The organism is Runella zeae DSM 19591, from assembly GCF_000423565.1.
GTDB lineage: Bacteria > Bacteroidota > Bacteroidia > Cytophagales > Spirosomataceae > Runella > Runella zeae.
This window is the reverse complement of sequence record NZ_KE384045.1, coordinates 145,871-161,310: the sequence shown is the minus strand read 5'-3', so window position 1 is coordinate 161,310 and position 15,440 is coordinate 145,871. Positions and strand designations below refer to the sequence as shown.

General features: G+C 42.8%; 12 protein-coding genes and 1 tRNA gene. 8 read left to right on the top strand and 5 right to left on the bottom strand.

The features are described from left to right. Window positions 1-214 precede the first annotated feature (214 nt). The 4 genes from G563_RS0131415 to G563_RS0131400 form a co-directional block, all read right to left on the bottom strand. A tRNA-Gln gene (locus G563_RS0131415) sits at window positions 215-288 on the bottom strand. Between the two features lie 140 nt (window positions 289-428). Then, window positions 429-1,304, bottom strand: a complete 876-nt coding sequence (fabD, locus tag G563_RS0131410; RefSeq protein WP_028668832.1) for an ACP S-malonyltransferase — start codon at window positions 1,302-1,304, stop codon at window positions 429-431. A 70-nt stretch (window positions 1,305-1,374) separates the two neighbouring features. Continuing rightward, on the bottom strand, window positions 1,375-1,770 hold the full coding sequence (locus G563_RS0131405) for a thiol-disulfide oxidoreductase DCC family protein (RefSeq protein WP_028668831.1): 396 nt from the start codon (window positions 1,768-1,770) through the stop codon (window positions 1,375-1,377). 12 nt (window positions 1,771-1,782) lie between these two features. Beyond that, window positions 1,783-4,605, bottom strand: a complete 2,823-nt coding sequence (locus G563_RS0131400) for a T9SS type B sorting domain-containing protein (protein ID WP_229598593.1) — start codon at window positions 4,603-4,605, stop codon at window positions 1,783-1,785. Between the two features lie 361 nt (window positions 4,606-4,966). Here G563_RS0131400 and G563_RS0131390 point away from each other — a divergent pair, with 361 nt between their 5' ends. From G563_RS0131390 to G563_RS0131370, 5 genes are all read left to right on the top strand, one after another. After that, window positions 4,967-5,752, top strand: coding sequence for a succinate dehydrogenase cytochrome b subunit (locus G563_RS0131390; protein ID WP_028668829.1), 786 nt, complete (start codon window positions 4,967-4,969; stop codon window positions 5,750-5,752). 105 nt (window positions 5,753-5,857) lie between these two features. Continuing rightward, the gene (locus G563_RS0131385; protein WP_028668828.1) at window positions 5,858-7,846 is read left to right on the top strand and encodes a fumarate reductase/succinate dehydrogenase flavoprotein subunit; all 1,989 of its coding nucleotides are present in this window, start codon (window positions 5,858-5,860) and stop codon (window positions 7,844-7,846) included. A 104-nt stretch (window positions 7,847-7,950) separates the two neighbouring features. After that, window positions 7,951-8,703, top strand: coding sequence for a succinate dehydrogenase/fumarate reductase iron-sulfur subunit (locus G563_RS0131380; protein ID WP_211235326.1), 753 nt, complete (start codon window positions 7,951-7,953; stop codon window positions 8,701-8,703). Between the two features lie 39 nt (window positions 8,704-8,742). Next, complete coding sequence (locus G563_RS0131375; protein ID WP_157585750.1) at window positions 8,743-9,621, top strand: LytR/AlgR family response regulator transcription factor; 879 nt, start codon at window positions 8,743-8,745, stop codon at window positions 9,619-9,621. A gap of 142 nt (window positions 9,622-9,763) precedes the next feature. Continuing rightward, window positions 9,764-11,098, top strand: coding sequence for a hypothetical protein (locus tag G563_RS0131370; protein WP_028668825.1), 1,335 nt, complete (start codon window positions 9,764-9,766; stop codon window positions 11,096-11,098). A gap of 77 nt (window positions 11,099-11,175) precedes the next feature. Here the strand turns inward: G563_RS0131370 and G563_RS0131365 are convergent, their stop codons facing one another. Continuing rightward, window positions 11,176-11,895 (bottom strand): DoxX family protein, encoded by a 720-nt coding sequence (locus tag G563_RS0131365; RefSeq protein ID WP_037328694.1) that lies wholly within the window; start codon window positions 11,893-11,895, stop codon window positions 11,176-11,178. Window positions 11,896-12,446: 551 nt separating this feature from the next. On the opposite strand from G563_RS0131365, the gene G563_RS0131360 reads away from it, so the two are divergent. From G563_RS0131360 to G563_RS0131350, 3 genes are all read left to right on the top strand, one after another. Further along, complete coding sequence (locus G563_RS0131360; protein WP_028668823.1) at window positions 12,447-14,276, top strand: serine hydrolase domain-containing protein; 1,830 nt, start codon at window positions 12,447-12,449, stop codon at window positions 14,274-14,276. Between the two features lie 51 nt (window positions 14,277-14,327). After that, window positions 14,328-14,903, top strand: coding sequence for a Crp/Fnr family transcriptional regulator (locus tag G563_RS0131355; RefSeq protein WP_028668822.1), 576 nt, complete (start codon window positions 14,328-14,330; stop codon window positions 14,901-14,903). Between the two features lie 71 nt (window positions 14,904-14,974). Continuing rightward, entirely contained in the window at window positions 14,975-15,412 is a 438-nt protein-coding gene (locus tag G563_RS0131350) for a carboxymuconolactone decarboxylase family protein (RefSeq protein WP_028668821.1), read from the top strand. Window positions 15,413-15,440: the final 28 nt, after the last annotated feature.

The window sequence follows — 15,440 nt, the reverse complement described above, 5'->3', positions numbered from 1 at the left end:
TGGGTTTGAACTAAAAATTCAAGTTTTATTACAATTCCAGTACCTTAATTGACATATATTCTAAGAATTTAGTTAACGGCATAGTGTACCCTCTTAAAAATTTTGTGCACCTTTTATATGGGCTTTTTTTAGTTGGGTGAACGTGAAGGGCTTAAAACAAAAAAACCCTCTAGTGAGGGCTTAAATGCTAGTAGTACAAGTTATACTAAACTTTTGGTTGGCGGACAAGGATTCGAACCCTGAATAAAAGAACCAAAATCTTCTGTGTTACCGTTACACCATCCGCCAATCCGATTTTGGTGGTGCAAAAGTAGGAGTTTTAAGTTTACGTGTCAAGTCTATTTTGAAAATATTTGACAAATAAAATACGCCTTCTAACTCTTACAACTGATTTTCAAACCCTTAGGAGCTGAAAAAAAATTCTTTTTTTAGACACCTGCGGTGGTCACTTCGGAGGCAATCTTCTTCACCAACCCTTGTAGTACTTTGCCCGGCCCACATTCTACAAAGTCAGTAGCGCCCGCAGCCACCATATTTCTGACAGATTGTGTCCAACGAACTGGCGCGGTCAATTGAGCGATAAGATTGGCTTTAATGGTAGCTACGTCGGTAGCGGCTTCGGCATTTACATTTTGATAAATAGGACACAGGGGAGTCTGAAAATTGGTATTTTCGATAGCAGCGGCTAGTTCTTCCCGAGCAGGCTCCATCAAAGGTGAATGAAACGCCCCTCCTACCGCCAAAGGCAACACTCGCTTGGCACCTGCTTCTTTGAGTTTTTCTCCCGCTAAACGCACCCCTTCAAATGAGCCCGAAATAACAACTTGTCCGGGACAATTGAAATTGGCTGCTACTACGACCTCGTCCGTCACAGAGGCGCAGATTTCTTCGATTTTGGCATCTTCAAGCCCCAATACGGCTGCCATCGTAGAAGGATTCAGTTCGCAGGCCTTCTGCATGGCATCGGCGCGTTGTGCTACTAGCTTGAGACCATCCTCAAAAGAGAGTGCCTGAGCCGCCACCAAAGCCGAAAACTCACCCAATGAATGCCCCGCCACCATGTCGGGTTTGAAATCTTGAATGGTGGAAGCTAAAATAACCGAATGAATAAAAATAGCTGGCTGAGTTACGTTGGTCTGCTTGAGTTCTTCGTCGGTGCCCTCAAACATCACTTTTGTAATCTCAAACCCTAAAATTTCGTTGGCTTTATCAAAAAGTATGCGAGCTTGTGGATTTGTGTCGTAAAGTTCTTTACCCATGCCACTAAATTGCGAGCCTTGGCCAGGAAAAACGTATGCTTTCATATGTATTGGGTGAATTGTAAGATGATTTATTGTCTGCAAACAAACAATCTAACCTTCAAATCACCAAATTTCACCCCAAAAACAATGCGCGTTCTTCTTTAGTAGGAATCCGACAAGCATCTGCTTTGCCGAAAAGCGAATAACGATTTCGGGCGATGAGGCCATACACAAAATCCCGAATCGAAGTAGGAAGAAATCTAAATAAATATAGCCACCGCCAACCCGCTAAATGACGGGCGATTTCGAGCACTGCGGTGGATTTTTCGTACAATTTACCTTCACGAACCAACAGCACCGTGTCAAAATCTTGAACACTCCGCTGATACTCTCTCAAAATCGCTTGCCCATAATCAGACTGTAAGGACGCAAAACAAAAACGACGGGATTTGTCGTGGTCTATCACGAAATTGATGCTTGCATTACAAAAATTACAAACCCCGTCGAATAAAATCACGTCCTTTTGCATCTGCCAATCTGTTTATCGCACCAACTGTACCCAACCTTTAATAACTACTGCTTCGCTGGTTGGTTGTATGGTTTTAAACTTCACCGTAGCCTGATAAAAATAGGTACCCGCTGCCACTTCCTGTCCGTCGGAAGTTTTACCGTCCCAATTTAAAGAGGGATTAGTTGTCTCAAAAAGTTTTTGTCCCCAGCGATTATACACCACAAACACCACAGATTCAACAAAAAGAGGGCAAGTAAGCGGCTGGAACAAATCATTTTTGCCGTCGTTGTTAGGCGTAAAGACATTAGGCAATCGATAAGTCGTACAGTTGTCTTTACACACGATATTGCTTCTTTCGCTTTCTCTGTTGAAACGTGTCACGGCTGTCACATAATAGCACCCCGCATAGGAGTCCAGTCCTCCGTGTCTAAAATTAGTAACAGGTGCGGTCGTCTGACCTATTCGCTGGAATGTCCCTTCTGACGTAGCCGCAAAATAGACGTTATAAGTAGCCGCTGGCGCACAATCTCTGTTGTTAGCGTCTTTGCTAGGATAAGTCCAGTTCAAATCATTGCTTACTTTGTCTGGGCAGTTTGTGGTAGTGGCATCATTACAGTCCAAAGGGTCCAGCGTAAGAACCGGCGGACAAGGTCGGGTACTGTCGGAAGGAGAGGCACAAAAAACTTGCGAAAAATTGAAAAGCTGCCCTACCCTAATCCGTGGACTATCATAGGTACCTACGGTTTCGACCCGATAACAATAGGTTGAATCGGTCGAGAACGTGATAGACGCATTTCCATCTGCCAAAAAGCGGTCTACCCCATTATCTAAATAAGTAAACGTATTTGCTCCCTGAACAGGCACTTCAGCAATAAGATTAAAAGTACCGGGGCGATTTCTTACCTCTCTATACACGCGGTGAGTTTGATTTTCATTGCGCCAGGGTACAAAAGCCTGCCATTCAAGTCGTACACCTTGCGAAGCAGGCGAAGCTGCCAATCGCACACTGCTTGCTGCTTCGGTAGTACCCAAGCTTGTCAAAGTACCATTGAGGGTATGGAAAAACTCCAATCGATAGCGATAGCCATTGTCAAGAGTGTTAAGATTTCTATCCACAAAAATGGTATCAGCATTGTTACCCAGATTGGTGTTGATAGTAGCCACTACGGCATAGTTAGTACCATTGAGTCCTGTAGCGCGCGAAAGTCGGTACTGATAAGGGCCGGGTACATCTCCGGGCGCAAAAGGAGGCCGTGTCCATTTAACCGTAATCACCCCGCGCGTATTGCTTGTTGTATCTACGGTCACATTGGTCAATACCGGAATTTGCGAAGGCAAATCTAAACAGGTTTCGTCCGAAAGCGGGCTTGTGCCTCCTTGCGGCAAGGCAAATATGACTCTAATACGATAGCTATATTGTACTCCTCCCTGGCGCAGCCCCAAGCCGTTGTTATTGTCGGTGTAAGTAGTAGCGGTGGCAGCTACTTTTGCTATTTCGGTATATCCCAAGGCCAAGGGGTCTCCTGGATTGGTACAGGCCGAGAAAGTCCCTCCACTACAACCTTCTTTGCGATAAATAGCGATTTGAGCACCGGGCAGTTGGCACCGATACGCCGTCCAATTTAAGATAAAACCTGGTACGGCAGCTCCCGAAGCGCGAGCCGTCAGACCCACAGGTTTTGGAGATACTACCGTGATTGAAAAAGACTCTAATGAGGCCAATTGAATACTCGTACGCGCTGGCAAATCTTCTACTTTGATTACCACATCGTAAGGTGCGTCTCGTACGTGGTTACAATTGGTCAACCAACGAAATGTACCAATAGCCGGCGAAGCTTGCGGTTGAGTAGGTGTAGGAGTAAAAGTAGCATAGCTCGGAGCGATGAGTGCATCAGCTGGATTGGTGATAGGTTGGCCGTCGGCTGTCGTATTGAAAACTCCGCCATAGGCAGAAAAAATCATCCGATTATTATCAGGATCGGTTGCTCTGAATATCTGTGTGACGGTACTGCCCGCTTCTACACACACATTAGCAACAGGATCAATGATAGGTCGTCGATTGATTCCGTCGGCCACTACGATTTGCATATCCCTGACAACTTCCCCAATCTTGACTCCATCACGCCACTCTTCAATGATAAAGGCCACATTATAAATACCTGCCACAGCGGGTGCATCCCAACACAAATCGCCCGTGATAGGATTGATGGTAAAGGTAGCGGGGCCATTCTGTAATTCATTTCGAGCATCGGGATTGATACCTAAAGCGGGGTCACGATAGCCATCTACTACGCGATTGATACAAGTACCCGGCTCACCTCTTTTGGGAATCGACAACCGATAAGACAAGCTATCACCATCGGCATCGAAAGCCGCAGGGTTATGACAAAACTTTTGACCTATACGTGCTGAATCCAAAGGGGGATTGAGCATCACGGGCGTTTTGTTTAAACCTAAAGAAGCATTGATAACCAGTACAGTTTCTACATAAAAGGGAGTATTGACCGAATTGCTCATATTGACTACCCCGTCGTTTCGGTTTTCGATACCTACCGAAATCACATACACCCCCGGCGAAGAAAAAGAAAAGTCTGCTTCAAAAATATTGAGTGAAGTCGCATTATTAATAGATCCCCTAAATCGTCTCTTTGCCAAAAGCGTTGAGCCTGTTCCTCCCACAAAAGGTCGGATACAAAAGGTAACGTCGTTTTGGCCATCACTCGCCATACGCCCTCCTATTTCATCGTGGTAGGTATTGAGGGTGATTGTATAGGTTAAATCTTTATCAGATTTTCTTTTGGCGGTGATTTCACCGGCCCTAACGTGGGTTGCATAAGAATAGTATGTGCTCATCACACACATCAAAAAGAGTAAGAAACGTAGAGTCAAATGCCTCATGGGAATTAGTATGAATAAAAAGGGTCAAAAACACCTTCTGGTTAGGTTCTTGCAATTATTGATTAAAAAACGAAATATTTTAGTAAATGGTGTAAATTTTATCAGTATTTTAAATGGTAAAGCCTTTTGGAGGGTCTTTTTATGCTTTTTTTTCAAAACAAAAAAATGAGACACAAGGTTGTAAAATAAACGCTTAAACAGCTATACATCATTTCCAAAAAAAGTTTGACTTTAGATTGTTTCTAAATTGATTGAGACCTACTTTTGACCGCTGAAAAACGTAAAAAATCATCATTTTAATCTAACAAATTGAGATATGTCTTGGCTTACTCAAACACTTACAAGCTCCATTGGCAAAAAATTGGTCATGGCATTAACAGGCTTGTTTTTGTGCTCATTCCTCCTTGTCCACATGAGTGGAAACTTGCAGTTATTCAAAAATGACAATGGCTTGGCCTTCAACGTCTATGCCGTTTTTATGACCACCAACCCTCTGGTTAAAACCATTTCCTATGGCTTATATGCCTTTATTCTTTTACACGCTTTTGAGGGGCTTTATTTAGCTGCTCAAAACCGTAAAGCTCGTGGCAACCAACGCTACGTAGTCTACAATGGCAAAGCAAACAGTTCGTGGTTTTCACGCAATATGGCTATTTTAGGAACTGTATTGCTAGTATTTATTGTAGTTCACATGTCCAATTTTTGGTTTGAATACAAGTTTGGATATGTACCTTACACACAGTACGAACAAAGCCTCGCTACAGGAGAAGTAACCTCAACTCCCTTTGAAGGTGAAATCAAAGGAAAAATGGAAGAATTTGTACGAGAAGAAAGTCAAACACGCGTCGTCATCGTAAAAGACTTGTACCGCAGTGTAATGGAAGGGTTCAAAAACCCCCTTTTAGTGCTTTTCTACGTTATTGCCATGTTTGCCGTTTCGTTTCACTTGGTACATGGCTTCCAAAGTGCCTTCCAAACACTTGGTATCAATCACCCTAAATACAATCCCCTCCTCAATTTTCTTGGAGCGGGCGTTTTTGGGATTATTATTCCGGTGGGATTTGCACTTATGCCTTTATACTTTTTCTTTAAGAGCATGTAATGATAAATGACTCATGTGAGAATGTGCTCTTGACACAAAATGATAGGTTCTCGCGATTAACTCATTTTTAAATTACCGAACTTTTCAATTTCCAAATTAGAAAATATGGCAACCTCCCCTAAATTGAACGCCAAAATTCCCGATGGGCCGCTCGAAGATAAGTGGACAAAATACCGCTCGACCGTAGCGCTCGTCAACCCCGCAAACAAGCGGAAACTTGAAATTATCGTTGTAGGTACTGGTTTAGCAGGAGCGTCGGCTGCTGCCACATTGGCTGAGCTAGGATATTCTGTAAAAGCTTTTTGTTTTCAAGATTCAGCCCGTCGTGCGCACTCGATTGCAGCACAAGGAGGAATCAATGCTGCTAAAAACTACCAAAACGATGGGGACTCAACCTATCGTTTGTTTTATGATACCATTAAAGGAGGTGACTACCGCGCTCGCGAAGGAAACGTTTATCGTTTGGCGCAGGTGTCGGCTTCTATCATTGACCAATGCGTGGCGCAAGGGGTTCCGTTTGCGCGCGAGTATGGTGGCTTGTTGTCGAACCGTTCATTCGGGGGAACACAAGTACAGCGTACATTCTACGCGGCAGGACAAACAGGGCAACAGCTTCTTTTGGGGGCTTACTCGGGTCTTCAGCGTCAAGTAGGTTTGGGTACAGTTAAAATGTACTCACGCCACGAAATGCTTGATGTGGTAGTGATTGACGGCAAATGTCGTGGAATCATTGCTCGCAACTTGGTAACGGGCGAAGTTGAGCGTCATTTCGGTCATGCAGTGTTGCTTTGTACGGGTGGTTACGGAAACGTGTTCTACCTTTCAACCAACGCGATGGGTTCTAACGTAACCGCCGCTTGGAAAGCACACAAAAAAGGAGCATTCTTCGGCAACCCTTGCTTTACACAAATCCACCCAACTTGTATCCCTGTATCAGGCGATCATCAGTCGAAGCTAACGTTGATGTCAGAGTCATTGCGTAACGACGGTCGTATTTGGGTGCCTAAAAAGAAAGATGATAATCGTCCTGCCAACCAAATCCCAGAAGACGAGCGCGACTACTACTTGGAGCGTCGTTATCCTGCGTTTGGTAACTTGGTGCCTCGCGACATCGCTTCTCGTGCAGCGAAGGAGCGTTGTGATGCAGGGTACGGAGTAGGTACATCAAAAATGGCGGTTTACCTCGACTACTCGGCGGCTATTCAGCGCTACGGAAAAGGAGAGGTTAATAAATTGAACATCCACGACGCATCGGCTGAGAAAATTACCGAACTTGGTAAAGCCGTAGTGAAAGAGAAATACGGAAACTTGTTTGATATGTATAAGCAAATCACAGGCGAAGATCCGTACGAAGTACCAATGCGTATTTACCCAGCGGTTCACTATACCATGGGTGGCCTTTGGGTGGATTACAACTTGATGACAACCGTACCTGGTTTGTACGCCTTAGGAGAAGCCAACTTCTCCGACCACGGTGCTAACCGCCTCGGTGCAAGTGCTTTGATGCAAGGTTTGGCCGACGGTTATTTTGTGATTCCATATACAATTGGTGCTTACTTAGCCAACGAAATTCGTACAAACGCGATTCCAACTGATCACCCTGCTTTTGTAGAAGCCGAAAAACAAGTGAAAGACCGTATCTCTAAACTTGTTTCGATTAAAGGTAAAACATCGCCAGAGGCATTCCACAAGCGTTTGGGAAAAATCATGTGGGATAAATGCGGTATGGCACGTAACGAAGCTGGTTTGAAAGAAGCAATTTCAGAAATCCAAGCATTGAAAAAAGAATTCTGGTCTGATGTTCGGGTGATGGGTGATGTTGATGAGTTCAACCCTGAGCTTGATAAAGCGGGCCGCGTAGCCGACTTTATCGAATTGGGTGAGTTGATGTGCCGCGACGCCCTCAACCGCAACGAGTCATGTGGTGGTCACTTCCGTGAAGAGTACCAAACTGAAGAAGGTGAAGCACTTCGCGATGACGAAAACTACATGTATGTAGCGGCGTGGGAACATGCAGGCGAAAGCCAATGGGAACTCCACAAAGAAGACTTGGTGTACGAAAACATTAAGATTGCGCAACGTTCTTACAAGTAATCACCTTTTGTCACCCTGAAAGGGTCTAAAAACCGCGTTCTATTGTTTATAGACGCTTACAGCGTGACAAAAAAAACTTCAAAACAAAAATGTCAGCAGGAGATATGAACCTCACCTTGAAGGTGTGGAGACAAAAAAATAAAAAAACAGAAGGGAAAATCGAAACCTACCAAGTTGCAGGAATTTCGCCCGATATGTCATTCTTAGAGATGTTCGACGTACTGAACGAACAACTCATCAGCGAAGGCAAAGAACCTATCGCTTTCGACCACGATTGCCGCGAAGGTATTTGTGGGATGTGCAGCATGTACATCAACGGCCGCCCACACGGACCAAAAGGGGGCATTACCACTTGCCAATTGCACATGCGTAGTTTCAACGACGGCGACACCATCGTGGTAGAACCTTGGCGTGCGCAAGCATTCCCCGTTATCAAAGACTTGGTGGTTGACCGCACCGCTTTTGACCGTATTCAAGCGGCAGGTGGTTTTATCTCGGTCAATACAGGTAACGCGCAAGATGCAAACAGCATTCCTATCTCCAAAGAAGACGCCGACGAAGCGTTTGCAGCGGCGGCTTGTATTGGTTGCGGTGCGTGCGTAGCAGCTTGTAAAAATGCTTCGGCGATGCTTTTTGTGTCGGCCAAAGTATCTCAATTCGCGTTGTTACCACAAGGCCAACCAGAGCGTAAAATGCGCGTAGAGCGTATGGTAGCGCAAATGGACGAAGAAGGTTTTGGCTCGTGTACCAACACAGGTGCTTGCTCGGCGGAGTGTCCAAAAGAAATTTCATTGGAGCACATCGCCCGCCTCAACCGCGAATATTTAGGCGCTAAGTTGACCTCACAAGGTGTATAAGCTTTTACTGATTTTTTTACAAAAAAGCCATTCTTAGGAGTGGCTTTTTTTCTATCTGATATGATTTCGCTGCTTTCCCAACCCTACCCTCACAATGCCCTATATTCTCGTTATTGGCTCTTGGTGTCGGCAGGGGCTGGTCTTTTTATTGCACTATTTTTGATTGTCTTTCAGCCTTTTGGCGCGTCGTATTGGCAGCATCCCGATAAAAATTGGATTTTAGCTGGGTACGGGCTAGTGACCTTTACATGTCTTGCAGGTATTAGTTTTATAATGCCTGTTTTATTCAGAAATTGGTATTCTGAGGCCAACTGGACTGTCGGAAAAGAAATCTTCGGTGTAGTTATTGTGTTGGTCGTTATTTCTGTAGGTAATTGGCTTTATAGCCAATTGTTTTTTGTGAGTTCATTTCAGTTCAAAGAACTTTTTGCATGGATATGCATTACCGTCGCCATTGGCATCATTCCTACCACCATTATTACGTTACTGGATTATACCCGCCTACAACGAAAATATGCCACCGACAAACTAGAGATTAAAACAAATACGGAAAAGCATCCCACGCCCAAATCGCAGGAAACCATTACGTTAATTGCCGAAAATCTCAAAGACACCTTTAGCCTTTCGCCCGACGAACTGTTGTTTATTGAGTCGGCCAGTAATTATTCTGAGGTAGTGTTTTTAAAGGAACATAACCTTCAAAAAATGCTGATTCGGAGTAGCCTTAGTCGGCTAGAAGAACAGATCCAAAACAGCGACATCGTGCGCTGTCATCGCTCATTTATTGTAAATTTAAAGCAAGTATCTAAAATCACGGGCAATGCCCAAGGCTATAAATTACAACTCAAAAACGTGGGATATCCGCTGCCCGTTGCTCGTCGTTACACCGATTTGATTGCTGATTATTTTAAAAAATAGCTTGTCATTTGTCCCAAAATAAGGGATAAAAGCCCCCAAAAGGGTCATTTGTCCCAAAACCTAGGCAAACGTCCCTTTTTTTTGGACAAGCATTTTTAGGCTTCTACGTTTGTGTCAGTCAAAAACACAAACCCGTTATTTTATGGAAGCTTTATTGAACCTAACAGCCACTCTCAAAAGAAGTATTTTTGCTTTTGCTGCTTGTGCGGTGCTTCATTCTTTTTCAGCCCAAGCGCAAACCGCCGAAAAAGACACAACAGTAGAACGCTTAAAAGTTCGGACGTCATTTGCCAAATCCTACTTTGGAATAGACGCTTTTACGACCACAGGCGGAACAACACAATACCTCAGTCCGAGTGGTCTGTCATCGGTTGATTTTGGGGGAACTACCTCACCGCGTATTTTATTGGGGGGAACGCACTTTTGGGGACATGCGGATTTTTATGTAGCGATTCCCGTAGCTCGACTGGGTAAAAAAATCCCAGCCGAATTAGCTAACGTCTCTTACAGTGAAGGAGTAGAGACAGGGGCACGATTTTTCCCGTGGGCAGTTGCTGAAGGAAAACTACGTCCTTTTGTAGGGATTACACTCAAAGGAATCGGTTTTGCCCAAGTCTCAAAAGAGCCTAATCTGCCTTACAGAACGGTTCCTTCGGTTAGTAAAACAGTATTCCCTTTTCAGGTTGGGGCAGTTTATGCTACTCGCAAGATGTTGTTTCAAGCGGGGCTGAACTACCAGCGCCATACTGATTTTCAATATCCATTGTCACGTACCCAATACGGGGCGCTTGAAGTTTCCCCGTGGTCGTTCAACGTGGGCTTGAGTTATTGGATTAATTCCAACGGAGGTCTGGCTTCTAAATACGGCGAAAAATACATGAAAATGGGCGTGAAAAAACTACAAGCCCGCAACCGCTTGAACTGCTGGTACGTGGGCATCGGGCCTTCTGGAACATTTGAAATATCAAAATCAGACTATGTTAAAGAGAAACATCCTTTTCTAAAACAGGCAAGCCCAGGAGCGCTCATTCCCGATATGGCCTTAGGGAGATATTTTCATCATGCTGATATGAACGTGGGCGTTTCGTATCGTAAATTAGGCTACGGCATGAGCGGCTATGGCGTACACCTCAATTACGAACGCCGTTCATATACCTTTGAAACTTACAAATTTTTGGGCGATTACCACGGTTTTGTGCCTTACGTCGGCCCTACTTTAGCCTATGAAGACTTGCGCTTTACGGATACTGACAACGGCATCTCCAAATCATACGAAGCTAAAAAAGTAGCATTAGGCGTCATTTTTGGCTGGGATATTCGCATTAGTCGTTCGGAAACGTGGTTGTTGCGTACCAACCTTCGCTATACGCCTAATCTCCACCTCAAAGCCGAAGGCAAAAAAGTAATGTTTGACCAAATGGAGTTTAATTTCATTCAGTTTGTGTGGATGGTTGGGCGAAGACAAGCATGGAAATAGGGAACTCCCCAAAAAGTTTTTATTTTTTGGGGAGTCTTTTCAAACACACTAATAATCAATACATTATAAACAATTCATTACTTATCTTCTATCGCTTTGTGATAAGCATCAAGGCATTTATCAAGGGGCTGTCCTTGCCCATGAATACACTCACAAAAATCCTGACAAGCCTTGGGATTCGGGCTCTGCTGACATTGTGTATTACATTCTGGAGGTGTATTGCGAGGTCTAATATCGAAAGCATTTCCAATCGCAGTTACTACTATTATCAATATTAAGGCCACGCCTGCAAAAAAACGCGCCGGAAATTTAGAAACCGATGGAGAGTTTTTCGCTTCCAGTTCCAAATGCGTAGGGGGACTCCAAGGAAAAATAAACTTCAATTTGTCGTAATCCCAGCAAAGAAGATACAAATTGGCCAAGACCATTAAGGGAGAAGTCAACAACGAGCCATCAAACCGCACGGCATACGACAAAATAGTAATATTTAGTATCAACGGAAAATAAAGCACCGCGCCTAGCGTAGCCATGCGGGGTATAAGCAAAAAAAACGCCGCCGTCATCTGTACCACACCGATAAAAGTATAGTAGTAGCCCGTATGATGTAGTGCTTCTAAATAATGACCCATTGGGTGATTGTTGGAAAGAGACGTAAAACGCTCCCCTGCTATTTTGACATAGCCCGACGGCAAGAAGCCCGCCGCCAAAACAATCCGATTGAAAATAGCAAAATAGCGAAACCATCGGTTTTTCTTTACTCCTGCATGTAGAACGTCTAATTTATCAGCAATTGCCATAAAAATTAAATTTTAAAAGTACTTTGTAAAACAAAGTTAAAGACAAAATTTAATTCATTCTTATCTGTCTTCTAAAAATTTTTGAACCTTACTCAGCTATCCATACCCAGAATGAGCTTTTTGCTTATATTTCCCGCAAAGTCTGGTTTTATTTTGCGTATTTACTTGAGTAACTAAGCAAAATTAATTCATACAATAAATGTTATCTTCTAACCCTAGCCTTTAGGCTGGGGCCTATAAATAAGAAGGATATAACGAGGGCTTTAGCCCTGATTTTTTTGATGACAATGCGATAAAAATCAAGGCTAAAGCCCTATGTTGTGCTCTTCTTTAGACCCTAGCCTAAAGTCGGAGCACCGATGCGACGTGGGGTTTTTATTTTGCGTATTTACTTGGGACTGTTCTTAACTTCTCAAGAAAGTCATGCTTTTCTAAATAAAAATATCAAAAGGCCAAGTGTTCCTTTTGATTAATCGACCAAAGATGATGAAATTGGGGCTTTATCATACCGCAATCAGTCCGCAAAACCGAAAAGTTTTCAACAACTCCCTATGAAAGTTAAAAGATTCGTTCCTGTATTTATCATTCTTCTCGCATTATGTCAAAACGTTTACGCCCAAATTCAAAATAATTTACCAAAAAAAATCGATCAACTGCTCCAGCAAGAAAAGCTATCGGGGGCAGTGTGGGCTACAGTGACAGCTAGCGACTCTATTTATACCCACAGTGCCGGAGTCAAATCCTTTACGACAAAACAACCCCTAAAACCTACTGACAAAGTACACGTAGGCTCGATTACCAAAACAATAGTAGCGTTAGGGATTTTGAGATTAGCAACCCAACAAAAACTTTCCCTCGATGAACCAGTCAAAAAGTACCTCCCTAAAGTGCCTTTTTTTAATATTTGGGAAAGTACTCATCCTATCACTATTAGAAATCTGCTGGACCACACCTCTGGCTTAAGTGATTTACGCTTGTGGCATTTTTTCAGCACTACCGCCACCGCCGACACGGCGCTTAGTACATTTTATGAGAAAAATCAACAGGTGCTCATCACTAAGCAAAGACCAGGTACGGTATTTTCTTATTCCAATATGGGATATACTTTACTAGGCATGCTAATAGAGGCCGTCACAAAACAGCGCTACGAAGACTATCTTGACCAACACTTACTCAAACCACTAAGTATGCGCCAAAGTACCACTCATTTTGTGAGTCAAGTAGGAAAAAATGCCGACCCCAACCTCGCTATGGGTCATTTTGACGATGGTACCGAAGCTCCCGCACTTCCTATTTATTTGCGTCCGGCGGGGCAATTTACCACCACTGCCTATGACATGGGGCTTTTGTTGAGGTTTTTGATGAGCGACGGAAAAATTAATCAATCTGTTTTTATTGATAGCACCTATTTGGCCGCTCTTGGCAAACCTACTCATACCATTGCAGCATCCAATGGCCTGCCCGTCGGGTATAGTTTGGGAGCTGCTCAACGCGACCGTCATCAGGTAATAGGAATTAGTCATTCGGGCAATATCATCGGCTACAAAGCCATGTTTTATATTTTTCCAAAAGAAAAAAAGGCTTTTTTCATCGCCTACAACATGGACAGCGAAAGTGCTAATTATGAACAATTTAACGAAATACTTATTCAACATCTCCAAATCCCCAAAATTGCTTTTCCTAAAACGCCCTCCATCAATACCAACGATTTAGGTGCTTGGGCGGGGTATTATGTACCATTGATTACGAAAGTAGAGCCTTTTGGCTTGTTAGACTTTGTAGGTTCGTTTACAAAAGTAGAAATCACCAACGATGGAGCCGAGTTTAAACCTTTTCAAAAACAGGCGATTCACTTACATTATTTAGGAAAAAATCTTTTCAGGGCACAAGATAAAGTGGAAGCTTCGCATTATTTTTATGCCAATGAAAAAAACAGAAAATTCATTAGCAATGGCTTATTAACCCTCAGGAAAGTCAATGGCTGGCAGATATTAGCGATAGCCATTATTTTATCATTGGGTATTTTAAGTATATTGTATGTCTTACTTTGGAGTACTTTTGAAAGTATCAAACGTCCGCATTCCTTCCTAAAGCATCCACTCCTAGCCTGTTTTTTATCAATCCTTATTTTGCTTATAGCCATTCCGTTTATGATTACTCAGCCTTTTATGAGCATTGGCGACAGAACTATCGGCAATATGATATTAGCGTTCGGTACATTTATGTTACCTTTAGGAGCAAGCATATCGTTGTTTGTATGTTTACAAAATGAAAAACATTTCCTAAAAAAATTGAATTTCTGGAGTTTAACCTTTATTTTACTTTCCTGTATTTTATTGATTATAAACAACTTACTTCCACTAACATTGTGGAAACAATAAACAAAAGCAGCGCTAGACAGTGCAATAGAATCACGCAATTTTATTCCTATAATGTCGGACATTTTTAAATCGCACTTAAAAAAATTTATTGAAATTGATGAAAATGAATTTCAAGAGGTAATGGGCTTTGTGGAGATAATTAAAGTCAAAAAGAAACAAAACCTGCTGCTAGAAGGGCAAATCTGCAAATCCCACTTTTTTGTACTAAAAGGATGCCTTCGGAAATTTTTTATCAACGAAAAAGGCACAGAACAAACCACCGAATTTGCCATTGAAACTTGGTGGCTTACCGACCACTTAGCGTTTGAAAAGCAATTGCCTTCCGAATTTTACATCCAAGCCGTAGAAAATTCGGAAGTGTTGGTGGTTCATCAGCCCAACCAAGACAAACTACTAGAACAGTGTCCTAAACTCGAACGCTACTTTAGGTTTGTGTACCAACGCGCCTTTGCCGCTTCGCAGATGCGTATCAAGTATTTATATTCTTTTTCCAAGGAAGAATTTTATCATCAACTTGTACAAAAGTATCCGGCCTTTGTGCAGCGGATTCCTCAGTACCTGATTGCTTCTTTTCTAGGTTTTACGCCCGAATATCTCAGCGAAATCAGGGCTAAAAAGCTTTCTTAAACTGGTTTAAGTTTTTTTGATTTCTTGGTCTCTACCTTTGTTGCATCATTAAACACCAAACATCATTGACCATGGAAAAGAGAATAAATATCCAGCATACAGAGCCACAAGCCTACAAAGCAATGCTGGGATTAGAAGGTTATTTAGCAACTATCCAACTCGCAAAAACTCATAAAGAACTTATCAAAATCCGAGCTTCTCAAATCAATGCTTGTGCTTTCTGCATTGATATGCACACCAAAGATGCCTTGAAGAATGGTGAAACACCCCAACGCATTTTTTTGCTCAATGCTTGGCGCGAAACCAGCCTATTTACGGAAGAAGAAAAAATCATTTTGGCCATGACCGAAGAAGTGACACTGATTCATCAAGGAGGACTTTCAAACGAAACATACGCTAAAGCCAAGGCATTTTTTGATGAAAAAATCATCGCCCAAATCCTGATGGTTATTGTCACAATCAATACTTGGAACCGGATTGCGGTAAGTACTCATTTGGAAATAGCTTAACACGACTCCTTAAAACAAAAAAAGCATT

Excerpts from the sequence above, each read along its gene's own strand:
- G563_RS0131365 (WP_037328694.1), bottom strand. The coding sequence starts at position 11,895 with ATGGCAATTGCTGATAAATTAGACGTTCTACATGCAGGAGTAAAGAAA.
- G563_RS0131360 (WP_028668823.1), top strand. The coding sequence starts at position 12,447 with ATGAAAGTTAAAAGATTCGTTCCTGTATTTATCATTCTTCTCGCATTA.
- G563_RS0131405 (WP_028668831.1), bottom strand. The coding sequence starts at position 1,770 with ATGCAAAAGGACGTGATTTTATTCGACGGGGTTTGTAATTTTTGTAAT.
- G563_RS0131400 (WP_229598593.1), bottom strand. The coding sequence starts at position 4,605 with ATGAGCACATACTATTCTTATGCAACCCACGTTAGGGCCGGTGAAATC.
- G563_RS0131380 (WP_211235326.1), top strand. The coding sequence starts at position 7,951 with ATGAACCTCACCTTGAAGGTGTGGAGACAAAAAAATAAAAAAACAGAA.
- fabD (WP_028668832.1), bottom strand. The coding sequence starts at position 1,304 with ATGAAAGCATACGTTTTTCCTGGCCAAGGCTCGCAATTTAGTGGCATG.
- G563_RS0131350 (WP_028668821.1), top strand. The coding sequence starts at position 14,975 with ATGGAAAAGAGAATAAATATCCAGCATACAGAGCCACAAGCCTACAAA.
- G563_RS0131355 (WP_028668822.1), top strand. The coding sequence starts at position 14,328 with ATGTCGGACATTTTTAAATCGCACTTAAAAAAATTTATTGAAATTGAT.
- G563_RS0131385 (WP_028668828.1), top strand. The coding sequence starts at position 5,858 with ATGGCAACCTCCCCTAAATTGAACGCCAAAATTCCCGATGGGCCGCTC.
- G563_RS0131390 (WP_028668829.1), top strand. The coding sequence starts at position 4,967 with ATGTCTTGGCTTACTCAAACACTTACAAGCTCCATTGGCAAAAAATTG.
- G563_RS0131370 (WP_028668825.1), top strand. The coding sequence starts at position 9,764 with ATGGAAGCTTTATTGAACCTAACAGCCACTCTCAAAAGAAGTATTTTT.